This is a genomic window from Bacillus sp. YC2 (assembly GCF_019891195.1).
Lineage (GTDB): Bacteria > Bacillota > Bacilli > Bacillales > Bacillaceae > Bacillus.
In genome coordinates, this window is the sequence record NZ_JAHXDO010000001.1 from 607593 (window position 1) to 631346 (window position 23754).

20 protein-coding genes are annotated in these 23754 nt (G+C 47.1%); 4 read left to right on the forward strand and 16 right to left on the reverse strand.

What is annotated here, in order from left to right:
• Positions 1 to 184: 184 nt before the first annotated feature.
• The gene (gene rpoE, locus KY305_RS03085; RefSeq protein WP_223061295.1) at positions 185 to 712 is read right to left on the reverse strand and encodes a DNA-directed RNA polymerase subunit delta; all 528 of its coding nucleotides are present in this window, start codon (positions 710 to 712) and stop codon (positions 185 to 187) included.
• A gap of 226 nt (positions 713 to 938) precedes the next feature.
• Positions 939 to 3050: a (Fe-S)-binding protein gene (locus KY305_RS03090; RefSeq protein WP_223061296.1), complete on the reverse strand. Its 2112-nt coding sequence runs from the start codon at positions 3048 to 3050 to the stop codon at positions 939 to 941.
• A gap of 132 nt (positions 3051 to 3182) precedes the next feature.
• Here KY305_RS03090 and cls (KY305_RS03095) point away from each other — a divergent pair, with 132 nt between their 5' ends.
• From cls (KY305_RS03095) to KY305_RS03105, 3 genes are all read left to right on the forward strand, one after another.
• The gene (cls, locus tag KY305_RS03095) at positions 3183 to 4382 is read left to right on the forward strand and encodes a cardiolipin synthase (RefSeq protein ID WP_223061297.1); all 1200 of its coding nucleotides are present in this window, start codon (positions 3183 to 3185) and stop codon (positions 4380 to 4382) included.
• Positions 4383 to 4394: 12 nt separating this feature from the next.
• Positions 4395 to 5357, forward strand: a complete 963-nt coding sequence (gene uvsE / locus KY305_RS03100; protein WP_223061298.1) for a UV DNA damage repair endonuclease UvsE — start codon at positions 4395 to 4397, stop codon at positions 5355 to 5357.
• A gap of 68 nt (positions 5358 to 5425) precedes the next feature.
• Positions 5426 to 5698: a hypothetical protein gene (locus tag KY305_RS03105; RefSeq protein ID WP_214799938.1), complete on the forward strand. Its 273-nt coding sequence runs from the start codon at positions 5426 to 5428 to the stop codon at positions 5696 to 5698.
• 62 nt (positions 5699 to 5760) lie between these two features.
• Here KY305_RS03105 and KY305_RS03110 read toward each other — a convergent pair whose 3' ends face one another.
• The 9 genes from KY305_RS03110 to KY305_RS03145 form a co-directional block, all read right to left on the reverse strand.
• Positions 5761 to 7488 carry an ABC transporter ATP-binding protein gene (locus KY305_RS03110; protein WP_223061299.1) on the reverse strand — a complete coding sequence of 576 codons (1728 nt, stop codon included), beginning with the start codon at positions 7486 to 7488 and terminating at the stop codon, positions 5761 to 5763.
• A gap of 81 nt (positions 7489 to 7569) precedes the next feature.
• A complete protein-coding gene (gene cls, locus KY305_RS03115) occupies positions 7570 to 9072 on the reverse strand; it encodes a cardiolipin synthase (RefSeq protein ID WP_223061300.1) in 1503 nt (500 codons plus the stop codon).
• Positions 9073 to 9186: 114 nt separating this feature from the next.
• Entirely contained in the window at positions 9187 to 9477 is a 291-nt protein-coding gene (locus KY305_RS19870; RefSeq protein ID WP_262417533.1) for a hypothetical protein, read from the reverse strand.
• On the reverse strand, positions 9470 to 9721 hold the full coding sequence (locus tag KY305_RS19875) for a hypothetical protein (protein ID WP_262417534.1): 252 nt from the start codon (positions 9719 to 9721) through the stop codon (positions 9470 to 9472). The genes KY305_RS19870 and KY305_RS19875 overlap by 8 nt, the downstream gene beginning before the upstream one ends.
• Before the next feature lie 145 nt (positions 9722 to 9866).
• Positions 9867 to 10538, reverse strand: coding sequence for a respiratory nitrate reductase subunit gamma (narI, locus tag KY305_RS03125; RefSeq protein ID WP_223061301.1), 672 nt, complete (start codon positions 10536 to 10538; stop codon positions 9867 to 9869).
• Positions 10535 to 11089 carry a nitrate reductase molybdenum cofactor assembly chaperone gene (gene narJ, locus KY305_RS03130; protein ID WP_223061302.1) on the reverse strand — a complete coding sequence of 185 codons (555 nt, stop codon included), beginning with the start codon at positions 11087 to 11089 and terminating at the stop codon, positions 10535 to 10537. Before narJ ends, narI begins: the two co-directional genes overlap by 4 nt.
• Before the next feature lie 25 nt (positions 11090 to 11114).
• Positions 11115 to 12578, reverse strand: a complete 1464-nt coding sequence (gene narH, locus KY305_RS03135; protein WP_223061303.1) for a nitrate reductase subunit beta — start codon at positions 12576 to 12578, stop codon at positions 11115 to 11117.
• Positions 12568 to 16254 carry a nitrate reductase subunit alpha gene (locus tag KY305_RS03140; protein ID WP_223061304.1) on the reverse strand — a complete coding sequence of 1229 codons (3687 nt, stop codon included), beginning with the start codon at positions 16252 to 16254 and terminating at the stop codon, positions 12568 to 12570. The genes narH and KY305_RS03140 overlap by 11 nt, the downstream gene beginning before the upstream one ends.
• Before the next feature lie 196 nt (positions 16255 to 16450).
• Positions 16451 to 16927 carry a cyclic nucleotide-binding domain-containing protein gene (locus KY305_RS03145; protein ID WP_223061305.1) on the reverse strand — a complete coding sequence of 159 codons (477 nt, stop codon included), beginning with the start codon at positions 16925 to 16927 and terminating at the stop codon, positions 16451 to 16453.
• A 143-nt stretch (positions 16928 to 17070) separates the two neighbouring features.
• On the opposite strand from KY305_RS03145, the gene KY305_RS03150 reads away from it, so the two are divergent.
• Entirely contained in the window at positions 17071 to 17790 is a 720-nt protein-coding gene (locus KY305_RS03150; protein ID WP_223061306.1) for a YwiC-like family protein, read from the forward strand.
• Positions 17791 to 17820: 30 nt separating this feature from the next.
• Here the strand turns inward: KY305_RS03150 and fnr are convergent, their stop codons facing one another.
• The 5 genes from fnr to KY305_RS03175 form a co-directional block, all read right to left on the reverse strand.
• Complete coding sequence (gene fnr / locus KY305_RS03155; protein WP_223061307.1) at positions 17821 to 18537, reverse strand: fumarate/nitrate reduction transcriptional regulator Fnr; 717 nt, start codon at positions 18535 to 18537, stop codon at positions 17821 to 17823.
• Positions 18538 to 18637: 100 nt separating this feature from the next.
• Positions 18638 to 19825 carry a nitrate transporter NarK gene (narK, locus tag KY305_RS03160; RefSeq protein WP_223061308.1) on the reverse strand — a complete coding sequence of 396 codons (1188 nt, stop codon included), beginning with the start codon at positions 19823 to 19825 and terminating at the stop codon, positions 18638 to 18640.
• Between the two features lie 132 nt (positions 19826 to 19957).
• A complete protein-coding gene (gene argS, locus KY305_RS03165; protein WP_223061309.1) occupies positions 19958 to 21628 on the reverse strand; it encodes an arginine--tRNA ligase in 1671 nt (556 codons plus the stop codon).
• The gene (locus tag KY305_RS03170) at positions 21625 to 22053 is read right to left on the reverse strand and encodes a YwiB family protein (protein ID WP_223061310.1); all 429 of its coding nucleotides are present in this window, start codon (positions 22051 to 22053) and stop codon (positions 21625 to 21627) included. The genes argS and KY305_RS03170 overlap by 4 nt, the downstream gene beginning before the upstream one ends.
• 237 nt (positions 22054 to 22290) lie before the next feature.
• Positions 22291 to 23685: a YncE family protein gene (locus KY305_RS03175; RefSeq protein WP_223061311.1), complete on the reverse strand. Its 1395-nt coding sequence runs from the start codon at positions 23683 to 23685 to the stop codon at positions 22291 to 22293.
• Between the last annotated feature and the right edge of the window lie 69 nt (positions 23686 to 23754).

Here is a 23754-nt window from a genome sequence, read left to right on the forward strand (position 1 = left end):
GAAAATCATTTAAATATATCAAATGATGCTGTAAAAGAATTTGGGAGGTAAAAATAAGAAAGCTCCCTTTCAATTTCTTGAAAGGGAGCGTAGCACTCATATGAATTCTCTTCTTTTTGAAGAGCCCAAAATACATACTACATAGTTCGACAATGAAAGTCAAGATCGTTTTCGAGATAGAATATCAGTCTTTGCGATCCTCGTCTTCCTCATCCAAATCCTCTTCATCTTCGTCGATGATCTCTTCATCAATCTCAAGATCTTCGTCATCATCTTCATCGAGATCTTCGTCGTCAAAGTCGTCTGATTCCAGACCCAAGTCCTCTTCAACCTCATCTAGAACGATATCATCTTCGTCAATTTCCTCAAACTCGTCAAGATCAAGATCTTCTTCAACGGCTTTTTTCGCTTTTTTCTTTTTCGCCTTTACGGTCGGCTGCGTCTCTTCATCAAGCTGATCATACGGATACCAGCTGCGAAGCCCCCACGTTTGGTCAGACAAAGCAATAAAGCGGCCGTCAATGTTTAAATCGGTATAAAATTGTGCAATGCGGTCCCCTAGTTCCTCTTTTTTTACGCCGAGCAAGGAGACAATCTCATTTAACAGCTCCTGGAAAGGAACCGGTTTTTTATGTTCTGAGAAGATTTCGTGAGCGATTTCAACTAAAGCCATTTCCTTTAGCTGTTCCTGTGAATATTGTTTGATACCCAAGGTCGGACACTCCCTTTCTATTACTTATATGTATCTGTTTCTATCCTATAATAAGAACGATTTTGTATTGTTTTGTTCATAAACCATACCTCTCATTATAAACAAATTAAAACAGAATATGCTACCCTTAACAGCGTAATTTAAGAAATTTTAGCAGAGCCCTTTAATAAATCGCCGAATGTGCGAAAACAAAGCCGCCGGCATATGTGCGGGCGGCTCTTTTCTTTTATACGGACTCTTGTTTTTCAGCGCCAAACACGGACATGGCGAGCAATTCACCGACATCATAAGTGCCGATGCGGTCTTCGGCTTCTTTCGCTTTTGTTCCGTCGCCGAGCATAGTCAGGCAGTAAGGGCAGCCGGAGCTGATGACCGTCGGGCTGACAGAAAGCGCCTGCTCAGTCCGGGCCGTGTTGATTCTCGCTCCCGTCTCCTCTTCCATCCACATAAGCCCGCCGCCGGCGCCGCAGCACATTCCGTTTTCACGGCTGCGCTCCATCTCTTTCAATTGGACGCCCGGAATGGCTTTTAATATGGTTCTCGGCGGGTCATACACTTCATTGTATCGGCCTAAGTAGCATGAGTCATGGAAGGTTATCGTTTCATTTACCGGGTGAAGCGGTTTTAGTTTTCCTTGCTCTACCAGCTCGGCTAATAATTCAGTATGATGATAGACTTCGCCTTGGAATCCGAAGTCCGGATATTCATTTTTGAACATGTTATAGGCATGCGGGTCGATCGTGACGATTTTTTTAATTCCGTGTTTTTCGAATTCTGCAATGTTATTCTCCGCCAGCTCCTGAAACAGAAACTCATTGCCCAAGCGGCGCGGCGTATCGCCTGAATTTTTTTCTTTATTACCGAGGATCGCAAAGGACACACCGGCTTTGTTGAGCAATTTCGCGAAAGCGATGGCGATCTTTTGGCTTCTGTTGTCATAGGAGCCCATAGAGCCGACCCAAAACAAATACTCAAACTCTTTCTCTTGTTTTTTCATTTCTTTGACTGTCGGTATCACTGTATCAGCTGCCTGCTCACGCCAGCTTTCCCGGTCTTTTCGGTTTAAGCCCCACGGGTTTCCCTGCCTCTCAATGCTTGTCATCGCCCGCTGAGCGTCACTGTCCATTTTTCCTTCCGTCAGTACAAGATAACGGCGCAGGTCAATGATTTTATCGACGTGTTCATTCATGACGGGACATTGGTCCTCACAGTTCCGGCATGTGGTGCAGGCCCAAATTTCTTCTTCCGTGATGACCTCGCCGATTAAGCTCGGATTGTAGTCAATAGCTGCGGCCGCTTCACGCGATCCGCCCCCTGCGGAAGCCGCGGCAAGCTGATTCGCTTTCGTATGCTGAAAAACGGGTGCAGGCACCCACGGCGATTTTGACGTCACGGCAGCGCCTTTTTCCGTGAGGTGGTCTCTGAGCTTTAAAATCAAATCCATCGGAGAAAGCATTTTGCCTGTTCCCGAGGCCGGACACATGTTTGTGCAGCGCCCGCATTCCACGCACGCATAGAGATCGACAAGCTGGGATCGGCGAAAATCTTCAATTTTTCCGACGCCGTAGCTTTCTTTCGTTTCATCAGTGAAATCAATCTTTTCCAGCTTCCCTCTTGAATCCAGCCTGCTGAGAAAAACATTGGCCGGACCTGCAATTAAGTGTGCGTGCTTTGATTGCGGCACGTACACTAAAAAGCTGAGCAGGAATAAAAGATGAAGCCACCATGAGACATAAAACACAGCGGCTGCGGCGGGCTTCGTGAGGCCGCCAAGTATGAACGCAATCGAGGAAGCGATCGGCTCAGTCCAAGACAGAGAATGATCGTGCCACAGAAGATTCATGCCGTTTCCGAGCAAAACCGTTACCATCAGGCCGCCGATGAACAGCAGGACAAGCCCCGCTTTAAAGCCGCGTTTCAATCTGACGAGCTTCTCGACGTAGCGGCGGTAAAACGCCCAGACGACCGCAACTAAGATCAGAAACGTGACGATTTCCTGAAAGAAGGTAAACGCCGGATAAACCGGGCCGAACGGCAAATGCCGGTCAGGCAGCAGCCCTTTCATAATAAAGTCAATCGCGCCGAACTGTACGAGAATAAAGCCGTAAAAAAACAGTACGTGAATGATTCCGCTTTTTTTATCTTTCAGCAATTTTTTCTGCCCGAAAACATTCACCCATATCATCTGTAAACGTTCCTTCAGGCGTTTATCAAATTCTTCCCTTTGGCCGAGCTTAATATAAGCCACCCTTGTTCTGATTAAATAAATGAATAAATAAACGGCGTAAGCGGTTACAGCTAAGAACAGCAGCGCGTTTACAGTGAGAAAAGCGTTCATCTTGTCTCCCCCTTTGTTCTGTTTCCCCTCTTCCAGTATTATCTTTATCATAAATAATGAATGAGTGTTCAGTCAATAATTAAATTTATGATCTCCGGGCACACTACCTATACTTCGGAAAGGAGCGTCGGTATGAAGGTCTTATTTGTGTTACTTGCCATTTTTATCATTCTGCTCGGACTTGTGCTGCTTGATATGCTGATGGGCCGCGCTGCGTACAGAAAAAAAGCATACGAGCCCGTTTTTCCACCCAAAAAAAGTGACATTGAGCTCATTCACTGCGGCGATGACCTTGTGAAACGGATGATGGCCGATATCCGCCAAGCCGTCTCTTCTATTCATATGATGTTTTTTATTATGAAGAACGACCAAGTCAGCCATGACATGTTTGATTTATTAAAAGAAAAAGCACAGGCTGGTGTCTCCGTTTATTTGCTGCTTGATTGGGCCGGAAGCCATCAAGTAAAAAAGCCGGCGGTCCTAACGATGAAAAGGGCCGGCGTTCACGTGTATTTTTTGAATCAGCCGCGTTTTCCGTATCTTTTTTTCCGTCTGCAAAAGCGGAACCACCGGAAAGTGACCGTCATCGACGGCAAAATCGGCTATGTAGGCGGTTTTAATATCGCGAAAGAATATCTCGGCAAAAAAGCCAAATTCGGAAACTGGGAGGATTATCACCTGCGGATGACCGGCGAAGGCACGGCGGATCTGCAAACCCTTTTTTTAAACGACCTCAAGCGGAATACCGGAAAAACGACCGAATCTTCGGAGGTTTTTCCGCAGCTTCCGCAAGGGAATATCTCTCATAGGATTTATGCGTCTGACGGTTTCTCTCTTGAAAAACATTACGAGAGCTGCATTAAAAAAGCGGAAGAAAAAATCATTATCTGCACGCCTTATTATGTTCCGAGCAAAAAACTTCAAGAGGCGATAATCTCAGCCTGCCGAAAGGGTGTGGCGGTCATCTTAATGGTGCCGATGAAATCAGACCATCCGCTCGTCCGGGAAACGGCGTTTACGTATTATCCCGAGCTTCTTGAAGCCGGCTGCCTGATCTACCGTTATTATCAGGGCTTCTACCATGTCAAAGCCATCGTTATTGATGACCGCATCAGCATTATCGGCACGCCGAATTTTGATAAACGGAGCCTGTTTTGGAATGAAGAGGTCAACGTTATCATAAATGACCGGGCCTTTACGGAAAAAGTGCTCTCCACCATCAATCAGGACATCAAAAAATCTGAGCTCCTGACAAAAGAAAAAGTGAAAAACCGCTCCGTCAGACAGCTGCCAGCGGAATGGATCGGCAAGGCCATATCTTACTTTTTATAAAGGAGAAACGTTATGCTGTTCAGATTCGGATTCGTCTCAAACGCCATGAGCCTTTGGGATGCGTCCCCTGCAAAAACCTTAACTTACGCCCGTTATACACAACTGCCCGCCGAGGAGCGGAAAGAAGCCCTGCTTTCTGTGACGAAGGCCAATATCACCAACACACTGCGCACCATTCATTACGTAATCGGCCACGGAATCCCGCTGTACCGGTTCTCAAGCTCCATCGTGCCGCTTGCCACCCATCCGGATGTGCTGTGGGATTTTGTCACACCCTTTCAACAGGAATTTCAGGAAATCGGGGAGCTTGTCAAAAAACATCAGCTCAGGACAAGCTTTCACCCGAACCAATTTACGCTGTTTACGAGCCCGAAAAAAGAAATTACTGCTAATGCGGTGAGAGATATGGCTTATCACTACAAGATGCTTGAGGCAATGGGATTAGCTGATCGTTCAAACATTAATATTCATATCGGAGGCGCATACGGAGATAAAAAAAGCGCGATTGACCGCTTCCGTCTGAATATGAAGGAGCTGCCGGATTTCATAAAACAGCAGATGACCTTGGAAAATGATGATAAAACCTATACATCGGAAGAAACGCTCAGCCTTTGTGAGAATGAGGGGATTCCGTTCGTCTTTGACTATCATCATTTTTACGCAAATCCGGCCGATGACGCCGATTTAGATGATATTCTTCCGCGAATGATCCGAACATGGCGGCGGATCGGCTTAAAGCCGAAAGTACACCTTTCTTCACCGAAATCAGAGTCGGCAATCCGCAGCCACGCCGATTATGTCGATGCAAACTTTGTCCTGCCGCTCTTGGAACGGTTCAGGCAATGGGAGACTGACATTGATTTTATGATTGAAGCAAAAGAAAAAGACCGGGCGCTGCTTAGGCTCGTCGAAGAATTAAGCGCCATCCGCGGCGTCAAACGCCTGACGGGCGGCGTGCTGAAGTGGAAGTCATAGACAGGTTTATCACCCGCTGAAAAGGGGAACGAAACAGAATATCAGACCATCAGATGGAGGAAAAGAACATGAAAAACATCACATCTCTGAAAGTAGCCGCTCAGGCGTTTACGTTACGAAATTTAATCCAGCTGTATCAGCTTTGCCATACGGGCAGCCATGAACTTTATATCTACTCCAAAAAAACGATGTGCAAAATCAGGGATATCATTGAGCTTGAAACATTCAGAATGGCTCATAAAGAAAAAGAATATTTAATTGTGGTGGAAGGAAAGAAAGCGGTCCAGCTTGTCGATAAATTTAAAAACATAATAGAACCTGCGCAAAAAGAAGCACATTAACCATTACATAGAAAAAAGGGTAGACGGAGGACGGCAAAGCCGCCGGGTCTATCCTTTTTTGTTTATTGGAAGGCGATCTCACCGAATTGGGCTTGATGCAGCCTGCTGTATATGCCGCCTGATGCAAGCAGCTCGCTATGGCTTCCCTCTTCGGCGATTCCTTCTTTTGTGACGACAATGATCCTGTCCGCATGTTTAATCGTCGCCAAACGGTGAGCGATAACAAGCGTCGTGCGCCCTTCAGACAGCTCCTGCAGCGATTTTTGAATGGCGGCTTCGGTTTCTGTATCCAGCGCAGATGTAGCCTCGTCCAAAATCAATATAGACGGATTCTTTAAAAACATTCTGGCGATGGAAAGACGCTGCTTCTGGCCTCCGGAAAGCTTTACCCCGCGTTCGCCGATGACCGTGTTTAAGCCGTCAGGGTAATTGTTTACTAAGTCTTCTAAATGCGCCTGTCTGACGGCCTGCCGAATGTCTTCCTCTGAGGCGTCAAGCTTTCCGTAAGCAATGTTTTCCCGTAATGTGCCGGAAAACAGGAAGACATCCTGCTGAACGACGCCGATCTGTCCGCGCAGCGACGACAGCGTCATGTCCTTAATATCGATGCCGTCGATCGAAATCGTTCCTTCAGCCGCTTCATAAAACCGCGGCAGCAGGCTCGTAAGCGTTGATTTCCCCGCTCCGGAAGGTCCGACAAATGCGACAGTCTCCCCCGCTTTAATTGACAGGTTAATGTCAGACAGAACAGGACTGTTTTCATCGTAGCCGAATGAAACATGTTCGTAGCGGATATTTCCTTTTAAATCAGATACATGTTTCGCGTGCGGGGCGTCTTGAATGTCAGGCTCCGTTTCCAAAATCTCCATGAAGCTTTTAAAACCGGCAATGCCTCTCGGATACATTTCGATAATGGCGTTAATTTTATCTATCGGACGGAACAATACGTTCGTCAGCAGCACAAAGGCAACGAACTCCCCGTAGGATAAAGAACCGCGAATGACAAACCACGTACCGCATAAAAGGACAAACAGCGTAACAAAACGCGTCAGCATATAACTGATGGAGCCGTTTTTCGCCATGATTTTATATGACGTTAACTTTGTTTTGCGGAAGCGCTGGTTATTCACGTCAAACCGCTGTTTTTCATACGCTTCATTGCTGAATGCCTGCACAAGCCGGATACCGCCGATATTGTTTTCGACCCTCGCGCTGAAATCGCCGACGTCTTTGTTCAGCTTTGTAAAAGCATAGGTCATTTTTTTGTTGAAATACAAGGCGAGCCAAATGACGACCGGCATAATGATAAAGGTCAAAAGCGCGAGCTGCCAGTTGATGAACAGCATGACTCCGAAGGCGCCTAAAATCGTCATGACGGCGATAAACAAGTCCTCCGGCCCGTGGTGGGCGGTTTCTCCGATATACATCAAATCATTTGTAAGCTTGGACATTAAGCTGCCCGTTTTATTATTATCGTAAAATTTGAAAGAAAGCTTTTGCAAATGGTCAAAAAGCTTTTTTCTCATATCGGTTTCAATATTAATGCCGAGCATATGCCCCCAGTAGGTGACGACATATTGAAGGCCCGAGCTGAGAGCGTACACGGCAAATAGCCCAGCCGAAGTCAAAATAATCAGACTCCAATCCCGGCCCGGAAGCAGCGTATCAATGAAATAGTTGACGATCAAAGGAAAACTCAGCTCCAGTAAGCCGCCGGCAATGGCAGAAAAAAAGTCGAGAAAAAATAACGTTTTGTACGGTTTATAATAGGAAAAAAATTGTCGCAGCACGTTTCTGTCCCCCTTGTGCATCGTACTTAATGATAATATTTCTCAATTATACTATACACAAGGCGTTTTTAAAGCGTTTCTTTATAAAACGCCTGAAAATAACCGCGCGAAGGATTCTTTCGTTCTTTCCCTTATATTGCGCTTGTAGAAACGGACGGGGCTGATTTTCTCACTCTCCCCCATGTCCTCCCTATATTGAGCCTCAAGGTCGCGGACAGCGTCTTCGTCTGTAAAGAAAACATTAACCTCAAAATTAAGCTGGAAGCTTCTCATATCCATATTGGCCGTTCCGACGGAGGCCAAATTTCCATCAGTGATGAGAACCTTTTGATGCATAAAGCCTTTCTGATACGAGTACACTTCAATCCCTTCACGGAGAAGCTCCGGAAAATATGACCTTGTCGCATATTGCGTGAAAAAACCGTCATTGGTTTCCGGCACCATAACACGCACCTCAACTCCTCTTGCAGCGGCTTCTTTTAAAGCTGTGCGAATTGACTCATTCGGCACAAAATAAGGAGTCGCAATCCATACGGACGACTCGGCGGCTGAAATCATGGCATAATAAAGGTCGCTCATCCGTTCCTTCATATCGGGACCCGTCGCGACGACTTGATATACGCCGCCGCTTTCTGCGGGAACCGGCCGGCTGTAGGCTTCCCGGTCAATGAGCACCTCGTCCGAGACGTATTCCCAATCAAGCATAAAAATGCTGTGCAGCGTCTGAACGATTTCTCCTTCCGCCTTTACATGGGTATCCCGCCAAAACCCGACGTTTTTATCTTTGCTGATATATTCCTTGCCGACATTTAGCCCTCCGACAAATCCGACCACGCCGTCAACAATGACGATTTTACGGTGATTTCTAAAATTGAATTTTTGATTAAAAAAACCGTATTTCAATGGCAGAAACGGGACGATGTCCACGCCCGCCTGCTTCAATTTCTTTATGTCTTTCCCCGCCAGCTTCAGGCTGCCCGCCGCGTCGAATAAAAACCGCACTTCCACTCCCTGGCGCGCTTTTTCCATCATAATGTCCATCATTTTATGGCCGAGCATGTCAGATTTGAACATGTAATACTCAATATGTATAAATGATGTCGCCTGGCGAAGCGCCTCAAACAGCTCGGGAAAGGTTTCATCCCCATTTTTGAGCACTTTCAGTTTGCTTTTCGTATTGATATTCATATGGGCTGCTTTGATTGAATATTGAAAGAAACGTTTTTGATTCCCTTTCAATCCTGACAGCTCAGGGGTTTTCTCCATATCAAATATCTTTCTCAGCTTTTCCCGATTATACGTCCGCTTCGACCGAAACAGCTTGCCCTTTTCGTAAAGCTGGCCGGAAAACAGGTAGAACAAATACCCGGCGATCGGGAAAAAGATCAGCACGTGAATCCACAGCAGCGTATGCTGAGATGTCCGGTTTTCCAGCATCAGCGAGTAAATGCTGAATACAATAATGCCTGCGTAGCAAGCAAGCCCGCCATAAAACGCGGGCTTGGATACCGGGAAGGCCCAGACGGCATAAGCCCCGATCAGCATAATATATAAAAACAAAAACTCCAGTCTTCTTCTCACCATTCTCGTTCTCTCCCATCAAGCCCTCATGACTTGTTTATTCCTCTTGGCCGGACGGGATAAACCTTTCTGTCAAGAGAGCCTCCCCCTGCCTATACAGGCTGAGGATGCATTTGACTAGACTTCCTGCGAATGGACGAGCTCCGGCTTCATGGCACAGCCGTCTGCGATTTTTTGCTTGAAGAAGCCGATGACGGCGCCCGTAGCAGCAATAGATACAATAGAGCTCAGCCCGCACAGCAGACTGACGGAATATATGCCTGACAGCACGACGGCCAAATCAAACAAAAAATTCACCGCTCCCGGATTCCAGCCGAAGCGCTTCTGCGCAAACAAACCAGAATGTTGGCTCTGCCGAACGATGCCCGGAAGATAAACATAAGGGACAGCCCTAAACCGATCAATCATCCTCCGCAAACCGCTCCGGAAGAGGCGAAAACGAAAAAGTCGGCAGCCAGTGGCAGGCCCCGTAAACAAAGTCAGCATCGTCACGGCAAACACGGTGGATATCGTAAAAGCCACGCCCATTCCGATGAGATAAGATACACAAAATGGAAAATGAGGAATAAAACAGATATGTCAGGCTTAGTGACAGTCCGGCTGTGCCGCCAGTTAATACATGAGAATGTCTGAATAGTAAGGTCTGCTTCATTCTTCACTCTCCTTTCAGTTGATGATATTTCCTAATACAAACATAACAGGAATCCCGGCCGCCCAGCCTTTACCTTGGCAAAAAATATCTTATGTTATAAAGACTTTTCATCATCATAAAAATCCCCCTCTTGCAAGGGGGATTTTTATGAGCGTTTCCGATATACAACATAGCTGCGGGTCAAATATTTGAGCGGCAGGCTGAATACGTGAACCAATCTCGTAAACGGCCACAGAATAAAAACGACGTATCCTATGATGATATGAAGCTTAAACCATAGCGGGACACTCTCCATCAAAGAGGAATCAGGCCTGAACATAAAGAGCTCCCTGAACCACGGACCGACTGTTGTCCGGTAATCAAAGCCCTTTGAATCAATGTTGAGAAATGTGGCGGCAACGCCCGACAGCATCATAAACAGCAGCAGAATGAGCGTAAGAAAATCCGACGGTGAGCTGGTGTTGCGGATTCTTTTGTCAAACAGTCTTCTGTACGTCAGGATGAACAGGCCGATACATGCCGCGATCCCTGCCGGCAGGCCCGCGCCAATCGCCATTTTGTGATAAACATGCTCGGAAATGCCAATGGAAGCGTACACGGCTTCCGGGATCAGAATTCCCATGATATGGCCGCCGATGACACACAGCATGCCCCAGTGAAAAAGCGTGCTGCCCGCCGCAAGTTTTTTCTTTTCTAACATCTCGCTTGATTTAGCGGTCCAGCCAAATTGGTCATGCTGGTAGCGGTAAATATGGCCGCCGATAAAGATCGTCAATACAATGTATGGCATCACGCCCCAGAGGATCTGCCCGCTCATTCCTGAACAGCCCCTTCCATGCTTTCACGTACGCCGATGCCTTCCAGCGCGGCCAGCAGCACGTGCAGCAGCTCGGCGTATATACTGTCATTTTTTTCGAGGCGGGATGCCAGCTCCCTCACATTGGACAGATATTTCTCAAACACGCTTCTCGCTGCTTCAATTTCTGCAACCGCGGCAAATTCCAGCATCAGCGGCAGATAATCAGGCAGTTCTTTCTCTGTCGGCAGGAAACCGGATTGCTGGTATGTGTTTTTTAAATGCAGCAATTCAATGCCGCGCTCCCTTTGCTCGCCCGAGTTAAAGTAAGTGACGTACATATTTGTTTTTTTCCCGAAGTCGAACGTATAGACATAGTGTTCAATCAGCGCTTCCGGAGAAAAGCTGGCTGACGCCTCGAAAAAGTACAGAAGCTTCTCCCGGATTTGCTGGTTGCTGATTTCATGGATAAGAGCCTTCCAATCGGGAAGCTCAGCTCTCCACTCTTCATCCGGATAAGAGAGAAGACAGGAAAGAGCGGAAAACGTAATTTGCCGGTCTGTGGTGTTCATCTTGTTACACCTCATTTATCAAAAGTTAGAAACAGGAACCGGGGCCGCCTGAAAATGATAAGCCGCAGCTTCCCTGTTCAGCGTATAAATCAGACACTTCTTCCCGGTGGCTGCTCGGGATCACAAAGCGGTCATCATATTTGGCAATCGCCAGCAGCCGGTACATGTCTTCAATTTGCTGTTCTGTTAAGCCGACACTGGAAATCAGTGCCGGGTCGATGGATTTATTCGTCTGGACCGCTCTCATATACTGGCGCATGACAGACATTTTCTTTAACGTTGACCGAATATGATCCGTATCACCAGCCGTTAAGAGCTGCGCCAAATAGTCAATCGGGATTCTCATTTGGTCGATAGCCGGAAAAATATCTTCCGCAGATTGCCGGCTGCCTTCTCCTTCAAAGAGATTCATAATCGGGCTTAGCGGCGGAATGTACCAAACCATCGGCAGCGTCCGGTACTCAGGATGAAGCGGCAGCGCAATCTTCCAGTCAATAATCATTTTATAGATAGGCGATTGCTGCGCGGCCTCTATCCATTCGGCCGGGATGCCTTGCTCTTTTGCAAGTTTGGCAATCTCAGGATCATTCGGATCAAGAAAAACATCCAATTGGGAATGGTAGAGATCCTTTTCATTTTCAACAGATGCCGCTTCCTCCACTTTGTCCGCGTCATACAGCATGACACCCAGATATCGGATTCTGCCGACACACGTTTCGGAGCAGATGGTCGGCAGTCCCGCCTCTAAGCGCGGAAAGCAGAGTGTGCATTTTTCCGCTTTGTTCGTTTGCCAGTTAAAATAGACTTTTTTATAAGGGCAGGATGAGACACAATATCTCCATGAACGGCATGCGTTTTGATCCACAAGCACAATGCCGTCCTCCTCGCGTTTGTACATGGCGCCGGACGGACAGGATGAAACGCACGCCGGGTTGATGCAGTGCTCGCAAATACGCGGCAGATACATCATAAAGACCTCATCGAATTCCGTTTTGATCGATTCCTCCATTTTTTGAACGTTCGGATCTTCAAGCCCTGTAATATGGCCGCCTGCGAGATCATCCTCCCAGTTCGGGCCCCATTCGATATTCATGAAATCCCCCGTCAGTGACGATTTCGGCCGCGCCACAGGCTGGTGTTTTTTTTGCGGGCTGTTTGTTAATGTTTCATAATCATAGTTCCAAGGTTCATAGTAATCATCAATTGACGGCTGATTCGGATTATAGAAAAGGCCTGCAAGCCGATTGGTTTTCGGGCCGGATTTCAGCTCAAGCTTTCCTTTTTTCAACGTCCAGCCGCCTTTATATTTGTCCTGGTCCTCCCATTGCTTCGGGTAGCCGATGCCCGGCTTTGTTTCTACATTATTGAAGTACATATATTCTGCACCGGAACGGTTTGTCCACGTGTTTTTGCAGGTGACGCTGCATGTGTGGCAGCCGATGCATTTATCCAAGTTCATGACCATCCCGATTTGCGCTTTAATCTTCAAGCCAATCGACCTCCTTCAGCTTGCGGATGACGACGTTCAGGTCGCGCTGATTCCCCGTTGGGCCGTAATAGTTGAAGCCGTAGCTGAGCTGGGCGTAGCCCCCGATCATCTGAGTCGGCTTGACGTGAATCCTTGTCGGGCTGTTATGGGTGCCGCCTCGGTTATTCGTCAGTTTTGTGCCGGGCACGTTGATGTGGCGGTCCTGTGCATGGTGCATAAACGCCATTCCTTTAGGAATCCGGTGAGACAAAACCGCTCTCGCGACGACAACGCCGTTTCGGTTAAAGCATTCAATCCAATCGTTGTCTTTGATATCCGTGTCCTCTGCATCATCTTTATTCATCCACACGGTCGGCCCGCCGCGGAAGAGCGTCAGCATCGGGAGAGAATCAAAATACATGCTGTGGACGGACCATTTATTATGCGGCGTCAAATAATTGAGGACGATTTCTTTGCCCTCTTGATCAGGCCGCTTGCTTAGGAACGGACGATGCTGGAGGATCGGTTTAAATGTCGCCATCGTTTCACCGAATTCCATCATCAGTTCATGATCGACATAATAGGATTGTCTGCCCGTCAATGTCCGCCACGGAATTAACTTTTCTACATTGGTCGTAAACGGCGAGTACCTGCGCCCCCCTTTTTCAGAGCCGGTAAATGCCGGAGACGTGATGACCGTTTTCGGCTGGGCTGTGATTTGTTCGAACGTAAAGCATTCTTCCTCACGTTCTTCCGCCAGGTCTTTCAGCTTCAGGTTTGTAATGTTTTCAAGTGATTTCCATGCTTTTACGGCGACTTTTCCATTTGAGGTGGACGACAGGGTTAAAATCGCTTCCGCCGCCTGCTTCGCTTCACTTATATTCGGACATCCCTTTGCAACACTGTCCGAACCGGTTTCTCCCAGTCTCTTTTTGAGTGATTCATATTCATCGGCTATCGACCAATTCATGCCTTTTGTTCCGCTCGGTTTTAAAGCAACGTTAGGCCCGAGTGCGGTCATTTTATGAAAAATGTGCTTGTAATCCCGTTCTACTACTTGGATGTTCGGCATCGTTTTTCCCGGAATGGCTTCACATTCGCCCTTGCTCCAGTCATTGATTTTGCCGAACGGCTGCGCCAATTCCTGCATGGTGTCGTGAAGGAGCGGCGTCGCGACCACTTCTTTTACCGGCTCCATATCGACTTCTTCTGCAAGATCGGAAACAGCTTTTGAGAGTGCTTTGAAAATATCCCAGTCTGACTTCGATTCCCACGGTGCCGAGATGGCCGGAGCAAAAGGGTGAATGAACGGATGCATATCTGTACTGCTGAGATCGTGTTTTTCATACCATGTCGCCGCCGGCAGCACGATATCGGAATACAGCGCCGTACCGGCCATTCGAAAATCGAGATTGATTAATAAGTCGAGCTTTCCTTCCGGCGCCTGCTCCCGCCATTTGATTTCTTCAGGGCGGATGCTGTCGCTGTCGTCATTCATCAAACCGTTCGTCGTCCCCAGCAGATGCTTGAGAAAATATTCATGACCTTTTCCTGAGCTGGAGATCAGATTTGCCCGCCATACGAAGAGATTCCTTGGGAAATTCACTTCATTGTCAGGATCTTCAATTGCGAATTTCAGTTTTTTCTCTTGAAGCTGTGAGGCCACGTACGCACCTACGTCTTCAGGTGTTGCTGCCCCCGCTTTTTCAGCTTCTTTGTACAGATCGATGCCATTTTGATTGAACGTCGGATAAGACGGAAGCCACCCCAGCCGCGCCGCCAGCACATTGTAATCGGCGTGGTGCTTGTAGCGGGATGACGCAGCAATCGGTGATGCCAAATCACTGATCGGCTGGTCCTCGTAACGCCACTGATCTGTCGCAAAGTAGAAAAACGAGGTGCCGTTTTGCAGCTTAGGCACGCCTTCCCAGTCCTTTGCAGTTGCAATCGTCTGCCACCCTTCAGCAGGACGGAGCTTTTCCTGCCCCACATAATGGGCCCAGCCTCCGCCGTTTACGCCTTGGGCGCCTACGAGTAAAACAAGATTTAACACAGCTCGGTAGATTGTGTCGGAGTTGAACCAGTGGTTTATCCCCGCCCCTACGATAATCATGGACCTGCCGTCTGTATCGATCGCATTTTGGGCGAACTCTCTGGCAAGCTTAATGACAGCTTCTTTTTTGATTCCTGTCATTTGTTCCTGCCAGCCGGGTGTAAACGGCTCAGGATCATCATAGGAGACAGCTGATTGCTGACCGATGCCCCGGTTTACGCCGTAGTTAGCCAGTATCAAGTCAAACACGGTCGTGACGTACGTCTCTTCACCGTTCAGGTTCATTTTTTTAATAGGAAGATCCCGCTCGAGCACTTTGTTTCCGTCATTTGAAAAATACGGGATGCGCACCGTGCCGATTTCGTCCTCTATTCCGAGCACAGAGAGACGGGGTTCAATCGGTTCCCCGGTTTCTTCATCAATCATGTGCAGGTTCCATTTCTGCTGCCCGTCCCAGCGCGAGCCCATTGTTCCTTGCGGTATGGCAAACGCATTTGTCTGTTCATTCCAGACCGCAGGCTTCCACTGATCATGCTTTGTCTGCCGCCCGATGTCCTTCGCATGCAGAAACCGTCCCGCTGTATACACGCCATTTTCTTTTGACAGGGTGACGAAGAATGGAAAATCCGTGTATTGCTTTGCGTACTTGATAAAACGCTCTGTCTCCTGATTCACATAAAACTCCTGCAAAATGACGTGGCCCATCGCCATCGCAAGCGCCCCGTCAGTCCCTTGGCGGATACTCAGCCAGTCATCCGCGAACTTTGAGGATTCCGCAAAATCCGGGCTGATTGAAATGACCTTAGCGCCTTTATAGCGGGCTTCCGCCAAAAAATGCGCATCAGGCGTTCTCGTTAACGGAACGTTCGAGCCCCATGTGATGATATAGCCTGAATTGTACCAATCACTGCTTTCCGGAACGTCCGTCTGGTCGCCCCAAATTTGCGGGGATGCCGGAGGAAGATCCGCATACCAGTCATAGAAACTGAGCATAGGGCCGCCGATTAAAGACATGAATCGCGAACCTGATGCGTGGCTGATCATGGACATCGCCGGGATCGGAGAAAAACCGACATTCCGGTCAGGCCCGTATTTCATGACTGTATACAGCAGAGAGGCTGAAATCAGCTTCAGCACCTCCTGCCACTCAGCGCGCACAAAACCGCCTTTCCCTCTTGCCTGTTTATAGGACTTCGCTTTTTCAGGATGTTCAACGATCGATTTCCAGGCTTCCAATGGATTTTGATGAGCCTGCAATGCTTCCCGCCACAAATTGATCAGCACACCGCGCACGTATGGATATTTCACACGGAGCGGGCTGTAGATGTACCATGAAAAACTGGCCCCCCGCGGACAGCCTCTCGGTTCGAAATCAGGCATATCCGGACCTGTTGATGGATAATTCAAGTTTTGTCCTTCCCACGTGACAATTCCGTTTTTCACATAAATATTCCAGCTGCAAGACCCCGTGCAGTTGACGCCGTGGGTGGAGCGAACAACTTTGTCGTACTGCCATCTGTTTCTGTATACATTCTCCCAATCACGATCTTCGCGGGTGGTTTGGCTATGTTTATTTGAATGATGTTCGATAGGAGAAAAATAGTTTAATCTCCTGAACAACGGACTCATTTTCTTTTTCTTCATGATCGTTCACTCCTTCCGAGTCAGGTGATGCTATATTCACTATAAACAGAGACAGCGTGTCTCCTTGTGAACTATGTCACAAACCTTGCTTTTTTCACAAAATGTTCACACAAAGGAGAAGGAAGGACTTTCACAGGATGTGATGAAGACGCCTGAACGCCGCCTTTCATTCAAAGATCAAAAAAACCGGTTCTTTTTAAGAACCGGGCTCGGCGTTTTCATCCTGTGATGTATGCAGATACCGCAAAAACAACTGATAGGAACAAAAGACATTTTGCTGAAGCATCGCCAAAAAATTCATTTGCAGCTGCGGATGGTAAGACATCATTTTCTTAAATACGGAATAAGGAATATTGAGGATTAGAATATCTGGGGAGGCATTGACTGAGATAAAAGGCGATAGATACTGCCCGCCTTTTTCATCAATCGGAAACACATCGCCTTTTTCCCACAGCCCAACGGTTTGCGATCCTTCAGGGAGCCTGCTGTCCTTAAAACGGATACTGCCTTTTAAAACAATATAAACGGATTGTGAATGAAGAAAGGATGGAGACTGATCAGATGAGCCGCGGATAAACGTCCCGTTTTTCAGCAAGGTTTCGACAATGGATAAAGGCACTTCATTAAACATAGGAAGTTGTTTCAGAAATAATAAATAGTCACACTGATTCATAGGAAAGCCTCCTGTGCTAAGGATAGCTTTAGTGTAGCTCGATTGAGCCTGTACAGCAGTGATGTATTTCACAGCTTGTATGATGAATGTCACTGATCAGGAGGATGTTTGCATTTATAATGAAATAAAAAAGGAGGACTTCGATGAAGGCGATGATTCCGAAGCAGCACGGCGCATGGGCGATGCTGCTGATTCCATTTTTACTCGGCATGGTCAAGGGAGGTCCGATTTTCTGGCATATTCCGCTACTCCTAGGCTGGCTTTTCCTTTACTTGGCGGTTTACCCCGTTTCGCTTGCCTTGAAAAAGAAACAACGTAAGCCCTTTCAAAAGTGGATATGGTACTACGGTTTTCCGGCTTGCTGCTTTCTGATTGCCTCTGCCATTCATAAGCCGCAACTCATCTGGGTCGGCATTTCTTTATTGCCGCTGTTTCTTATCCATATGCATTATGCCCGCCGAAAAAACGAACGAGCGCTAACGAACGATATTGCAGGCGTCTTGTTCTTTTGTTCAGGCGGGCTTGCCAGCTGCTGGCTTGGAACGGGAACCCTTGACGGCTGGGCTTGGTTTATATTCTTGCAGTCTGCTTTATTTTTTATCGGGAGTTCTTTTTATGTGAAGTCGGTCATTCGGGAGAGAAAAAACCGAACATTTGCATACTGGTCATGGGGATATCATCTCTTGCTCCCCTTTTTATCAGCTCTTCTCGGAGCAGGCTGGGCATTCCTTGCTTTTGTCCCAAGCAGTTTGCGGGCATGGTTTTTTCACGGGAGAGATTGGCCTGCGAAAACGATCGGCATTCTTGAAATCGTAAATGCCGGCTTCTTTTTCGCCGTCATGTGTGCATATATGACAAGATAAAAAACAAGGACATCGGCTGTCCTTGTTCTTTCAGTCAATATTGCAAATCTCCAGCGGGCAGTTTTCACACTCGATCTCACGCCGTAAATAGTCCCGCTTGTGCAAAATAATTTTTCCGGTTTCGTCTATCGAAATAACCCCTTGTTTACGGAGGTCTCCCAACATGCGGTTGACGCTTTCCCTTGCCGCCGCACAAAACTTTGCCAAATCCTGATTTGTCAGCACAATGTTAATCAGAATCCCGTCGCTTCGTTCCACCCCGTAGCTGTTTGATAAGCGGATAAGGGTAGAATAGAGCGCCCCTTTTTTGCCGTGAAGAAGCAGATCCCTGATTTTGGACTGGATTTTTCGGAGGTGGGTGCTCATCCATTTCATAAATTCAAAAGTCAAATCACCGTTTTGGATTAATTCCTTTTCCAGCTTGTTTTTATTAATGACGAGCACCTCGCCATCCTCTAACACTTTTGCACTGAGCATATATCTCGGCTCTTCTGTGAACAGTGTCAGTTCACCGACAATATCGTTTTTTTGGCAGATTCTAAGCGTCAGGTCTTTTCCGTCAGACGTTAGCTTGCCGATTTCAATGAGCCCTGATTGAATCAGGTAAAGCTCTTCTGCATCCATTCCTTCTTGAAACAAATATGTGTGTTTTTTCATTTTCCTTTTCGTGCTGATCGATTCCAGCAATTCATGCAGTTCGCTGGAAAGAAGATCTTTATCAGATTTTCGAACAGAGAGAATATTCATGAGCTCACCTCGAAGAAAGTCACGTTGCGTATGTTTATTGTAACGTGAATTGATTTGCACCCATCCAGAAAAAACTAACAATCTTGTGAATGGACCAGTATTAGTTGACGCTCTGACTGTTTCTCTCCGTATGTGTTTTCATTTTTCCCTGCCAATACATCCAGATCACAAGAACAAAGCTGGCTAACGCAGCCTCTGAAAGTGCCATAAACCCGATGGCGTATTGGCCTGTTGCCTGAAATACACTTGCCAGAATAAGCGGTGGGAAAAAACCGCCCAGTCCGCCCATAGCAGACACAATACCGTTGGCAATCCCTGCTTGATTCGAAAAATAGAAAGGCACCAGTTTAAATACCGTCCCGTTTCCAATACCTGAGCAGACTGCCACCGTTAATGATCCAAACGCATAAAGGCCGATCGTCGGCGAGAATGACAAAATAATGCCTGATAGCGTAAGCCCTGCGAAAACGAACATCAAAATGCGGAGCGGGTCCATTTTATCTGCAAGAAATCCTCCCACAGGCCTGAGCAGCGTAGAGACCGCAATAAAGCCAGCCGTCCGCAACCCTGCATCCGCAGGGTTCAGCCCGAAATGCTCAACCAAAAAGTTCGGCAGATAGATGGTAAAGGCGACAAAGGCGCCAAACGTAATAAAATAAAACAGGCTCAAAAACCACAGCACATGATTTCGGTAAACGGCTTTGATTTGAGTCTTTACGGAAACGTTGACCTTCTTTTCATGCCGATCGCCGAACAAAACGTGCAGTAATGCAAAGACAGCCAGCAAAACAAGATACATCTGCACGGTTGCTTTCCATCCCGCGGCTTGAGCAATAACCGGCGCCGCAAATGTGGTAATGGCGGTTCCGATGTTTCCCGCACCGTAAATCCCATTGACGACACCGTGCTTTTCCTTCGGATAATATTTCGGAAGCGATGTCACTCCGATGGAGAATACCGCTCCCCCGATCCCTAAGAAAAAGCCGCCCGCGATTAAATCAAACAGAGAATCCGCGATACTGATCCAAAACACAGGAAACAAAAGCAGGATGAAGCTGATCATAAACATCAGCCGCGCGCCAAACCTGTTCGTTAAATACCCTAAAGGAATGCGGAGAAGCGATCCGAGGATAACAGGAATCGCCACCACCAATGAAATCTCGCCTTTGCTTAAATGAATATCTGATGTCATTTGGGAAATGAGCGACGAAATCAGCACCCACACCATAAACCCTGCCACTAAGCTTAATGACTGTAACGATAATTGAATATGTTGACGATTGATCATTCGGCTTGCCCCTTTCACTGATTCAATATCAGTCTTATCATACAAAAACTCGGTGTACAGGATTGTGAATTACATCACACGCTTTATATACAAAAAAAGACAAAGCCCGAAGGCTTTGTCCTTTCATGATGATTACATTTTTTCCGGAGCCGATACGCCGATCAGCTGAAGTGCATTGTTCAGCGTAATTTGCGTCGCCTTCATTAAAGCCAGGCGCGCGCGGCTCTTCTCTTCATTTTCAGGATCGATGACTTTCTCCGCATTGTAGAAGCTGTGCAGAGCGGATGCCAAGTCATAAATGTAGTTGGTTACGCGGTGCGGGATGCGTTTTTCCGCAGCTTCCGCCACAGCCTCCGGGAACCCGCCGATCGTTTTCAGAAGGTCGTATTCTTTTTCAGTGGAAATGCCGCTGAAATCAAGGTCTTTGCCAGGCTGTAAGCCCTGCTCTTCACCTTGGCGAAGCATGCTGCAAATACGGGCATGTGCGTATTGTGCATAATACACAGGGTTTTCATTTGACGTCGATACCGCAAGATCCAAATCAAAATCCATGTGTGTGTCGGCGCTGCGCATCGCGAAGAAATAACGAACGGCGTCAAGGCCGACTTCTTCGATCAGATCACGCATCGTGACAGCTTTCCCCGTACGTTTGCTCATTTTCATTTTCTCGCCGTTTTTATACAAATGAACGAGCTGAATGATTTCCACTTCTAATGTGCCTTTTTCATATCCGAGCGCTTCAATCGCCGCTTTCATACGCGGAATATAGCCGTGGTGATCCGCGCCCCATACATTGATCAGCTTGTCAAAACCGCGGTCGAGTTTGTCTTTATGATAAGCAATATCCGGCAGCAGATACGTGTATGAGCCGTCTTTTTTGATCAGCACGCGGTCTTTGTCATCACCGAACGTCGTGGAACGGAACCAAGTCGCGCCGTCCTCTTCATAGACATGCCCCGTTTTCCGAAGCGCCTCAAGCGCTTGATCAATTTTTCCGTTTTCGTACAGTGACGTTTCAGAATACCATACGTCAAAAGGCACTCGGAAGTTTTCCAAGTCTGCGCGAAGTTTATCAAGTTCGACCTTTAGGCCGTATTCGCGGAAAAACGCAAGGCGCTCGCTTTCCTCTTCATTGACGAACCGGTCACCGAATTCTTCAGCAAGGCGTTTTCCGATTGCGATAATATCTTCGCCGCGGTAGCCGTCTTCTGGCATCTGCTTTTCAAGGCCGAGCGCTTCGAAATAACGGACTTCGACTGAAAGCGCCAAATTGTTGATCTGGTTCCCCGCATCATTAATGTAGTATTCCCGGCTCACGTCATAGCCTGCTTTAGAAAGCACGTTGCAAAGCGCATCACCGACTGCCGCTCCGCGCGCGTGGCCTAAATGAAGGTCTCCGGTCGGGTTGGCGGACACGAATTCGACTTGAATTTTCTCGCCTTTTCCGACATTTGTCTCACCGTATGCTTCACCTTGTTCAAGCACTGACGGAATGAGTTTCGTTAAGTAGCTGTTATTCATGTAGAAATTGATAAAGCCCGGCCCTGCGATATCCAGCTTTTCAATGGAAGCCTTGCCCTTATCAAATGAAGCCACAAGCTCCTCGGCGATTTGGCGCGGGGCTTTTTTTGCGATTCTTGCCAGCTGCATCGCCATATTTGTTGAGTAATCACCGTGGGTTTTGTCTTTCGGCGTTTCTAATAGTACGTTTGGAATCTGGCTTTCTTCCGCCAGTCCCGCTTTCAGGACGGCTGCTTTAATTTCTTCCTTCAGCACGTCCTTCATTTGTTCCGCAATATTCATGCCTTTGCTTCCTCCTTATATCGAATCGTCATGTTATGTACATGTTCTTGGTTTTCGCCTACAGTCATCGTATATGTCATCTTGACGGAGCCCTGAGGACCGCCGACATCTGAATGTATGTCTTTCGTTTTCGTTTGCAGCTTCATTTGGCCGAACGGCAGTTTATATTGAGTGATTGTCGAAGCCCCGGGTATGAACCGCTGTTTCATTTGAATGGCGCCCGACCTCATTACGAGAATCTCTTTTTCTGTGATTTTGACGACTGTTTTAATCTTGCCCAAATCGTGTTCTTCATGATAGGTAAGATAAGTTTTGCCGTTTCTCACGTAATAGAATCCATCCGATGTAAATTCAACCGACTCTTCCTCCGAGCCGTTCTGAATGAATGAATGAACATGAATGGCAACTGGTGTCTCTTGTCTCATGCTGACACTTCCTTTTCATCATCCCGCTTAACCTGAATAGTATAAGCATTCAAGGGAAAAAGTTCAACCGCTTCCTCCTATCTTACCATCTTTGCTGATTGGTTTTGAAGATAAACCTTATAAAAAGCTTTCTGTTAAAAAGAGGGACGAGATATCATTTATCTTCGATATTAACGCCCCTATGTTTGGAGGAAACATACATCTTGCGGTTCAGCTTCTCTCCGCCTGTAAAACCGCCTACATTGCAATGGCAGACGGACCTGCGCCGACCGGGATTACGGTTACAGCTGTATAGTCACTCGTACGATACACGGTTACCGTATTGGCATAAAGCTCGGCCGCATAGATATAATCATTGTCCGGCGTTACTGTCAGATCAACTGCTCCCGGCAGTGACACGTTTGCAATTATTCTTTGCCTTGCTGTATCGACAACAGTCAAATTGTCAGTAAGAAACGGATCGAAATATGGCTCCAGAAAATAAGCGCGGGTGCTGTCAGGAGAAAATACGATTGCATTCAGAATTTCAAAAAAACGGTTAAAGTCAGAACCCCTGCTGAACGTTGATAAATCGATTTCAGTTACACTTTTCGGAAATAATTCACCATTCATCACATAAGCAAAATCTCCGGCAAACGGGGTTTCAATCAAACTCGGATATTCAAACGTGTCGATCATTCTGTCGGTCAGCTGGCCGGTATTCACATCATATTTATCTACTGACCAAGAACCCGGGTTAGTCGTATAGGCAAACTGTCCGTTAGGATCAAGCGCAAAATCATCACCACCCGGTACCGGTATCACATTGGTAATAGATTGAGAGGCAATATTAATCATATAGATGGAACCGGAGGCCAGAATATATGCAGACCCGCCGGTTGATTCAAATTGAATTTTTCTGGGCGCGCCTCCGAGCGTTATGGTATGCGTAACGGTCAATGTTTCATTATCAATGACAGAGACAAAATTGGTATTCCCGTGAAGGACATACGTATACGCTTTATCACGTGTGACGCCCAAACCAGTCGGAACATCAGAGAAAGAAATGGTTTTCACAACGGCATTTAATGCCGCATCAATCACAGAAACCGTTCTGTCGTTACGATTAGCAGTAAACACGTATGATCGGAGCTCCGGTTTCGGGGCAAAAATAATCGTTCCGGTTACCGTCAGCGGACTTCCGTAAAAAGGCGGCACAACCAATATATCTTCTATTGTGATGCGGCTGAAATCAGGACAATCATCAGACTGAGCGGAATAATAAACGATTTGATCGATGGCTTCTGTATGGATAACGGTAATAGCTCCATTCCCTTGTCCATATTGATTACGCACGGGAGATACACTGACAAGAAGCGTAACCGTTCCTTGCAGCCGCACCGCATAATTCATGCTAATATCCTCAGGCGCCGGCCCGGTCCAAGTTAAGCAAGGTTCACTGACACAGGAAAGATTGTCCGAGTTCCAAGTGACAGCCCCGACAGCTTCATCAGAATCAACGACAAACCCCTCCGGAACCTCAAACGGCACTTGAAACGGCGCTTCACGGTTGATTTCTTCTTCACAAAAGCACAAACAATTCTCCAGCTGTCCGTCGGTCTTCTCTTTAAAGGCAAGCTCATTCTCTTTCATTTGCTTCACTTCCTTCTGAAGACGTAACTGCCATGCTATGCGGCAGTAATAAATAGATTACGGTGTCTC

What these genes read in the sequence shown, in the direction of transcription:
- KY305_RS03090 (WP_223061296.1), bottom strand. Translation starts at nt 3,050, where the DNA reads ATGAACGCTTTTCTCACTGTAAACGCGCTGCTGTTCTTAGCTGTAACC.
- cls (WP_223061297.1), top strand. Translation starts at nt 3,183, where the DNA reads ATGAAGGTCTTATTTGTGTTACTTGCCATTTTTATCATTCTGCTCGGA.
- uvsE (WP_223061298.1), top strand. Translation starts at nt 4,395, where the DNA reads ATGCTGTTCAGATTCGGATTCGTCTCAAACGCCATGAGCCTTTGGGAT.
- KY305_RS03105 (WP_214799938.1), top strand. Translation starts at nt 5,426, where the DNA reads ATGAAAAACATCACATCTCTGAAAGTAGCCGCTCAGGCGTTTACGTTA.
- cls (WP_223061300.1), bottom strand. Translation starts at nt 9,072, where the DNA reads ATGGTGAGAAGAAGACTGGAGTTTTTGTTTTTATATATTATGCTGATC.
- KY305_RS19870 (WP_262417533.1), bottom strand. Translation starts at nt 9,477, where the DNA reads ATGATTGATCGGTTTAGGGCTGTCCCTTATGTTTATCTTCCGGGCATC.
- KY305_RS19875 (WP_262417534.1), bottom strand. Translation starts at nt 9,721, where the DNA reads ATGAAGCAGACCTTACTATTCAGACATTCTCATGTATTAACTGGCGGC.
- narI (WP_223061301.1), bottom strand. Translation starts at nt 10,538, where the DNA reads ATGAGCGGGCAGATCCTCTGGGGCGTGATGCCATACATTGTATTGACG.
- narJ (WP_223061302.1), bottom strand. Translation starts at nt 11,089, where the DNA reads ATGAACACCACAGACCGGCAAATTACGTTTTCCGCTCTTTCCTGTCTT.
- KY305_RS03140 (WP_223061304.1), bottom strand. Translation starts at nt 16,254, where the DNA reads ATGAAGAAAAAGAAAATGAGTCCGTTGTTCAGGAGATTAAACTATTTT.
- KY305_RS03145 (WP_223061305.1), bottom strand. Translation starts at nt 16,927, where the DNA reads ATGAATCAGTGTGACTATTTATTATTTCTGAAACAACTTCCTATGTTT.
- KY305_RS03150 (WP_223061306.1), top strand. Translation starts at nt 17,071, where the DNA reads ATGAAGGCGATGATTCCGAAGCAGCACGGCGCATGGGCGATGCTGCTG.
- fnr (WP_223061307.1), bottom strand. Translation starts at nt 18,537, where the DNA reads ATGAATATTCTCTCTGTTCGAAAATCTGATAAAGATCTTCTTTCCAGC.
- narK (WP_223061308.1), bottom strand. Translation starts at nt 19,825, where the DNA reads ATGATCAATCGTCAACATATTCAATTATCGTTACAGTCATTAAGCTTA.
- argS (WP_223061309.1), bottom strand. Translation starts at nt 21,628, where the DNA reads ATGAATATTGCGGAACAAATGAAGGACGTGCTGAAGGAAGAAATTAAA.
- KY305_RS03170 (WP_223061310.1), bottom strand. Translation starts at nt 22,053, where the DNA reads ATGAGACAAGAGACACCAGTTGCCATTCATGTTCATTCATTCATTCAG.
- KY305_RS03175 (WP_223061311.1), bottom strand. Translation starts at nt 23,685, where the DNA reads ATGAAAGAGAATGAGCTTGCCTTTAAAGAGAAGACCGACGGACAGCTG.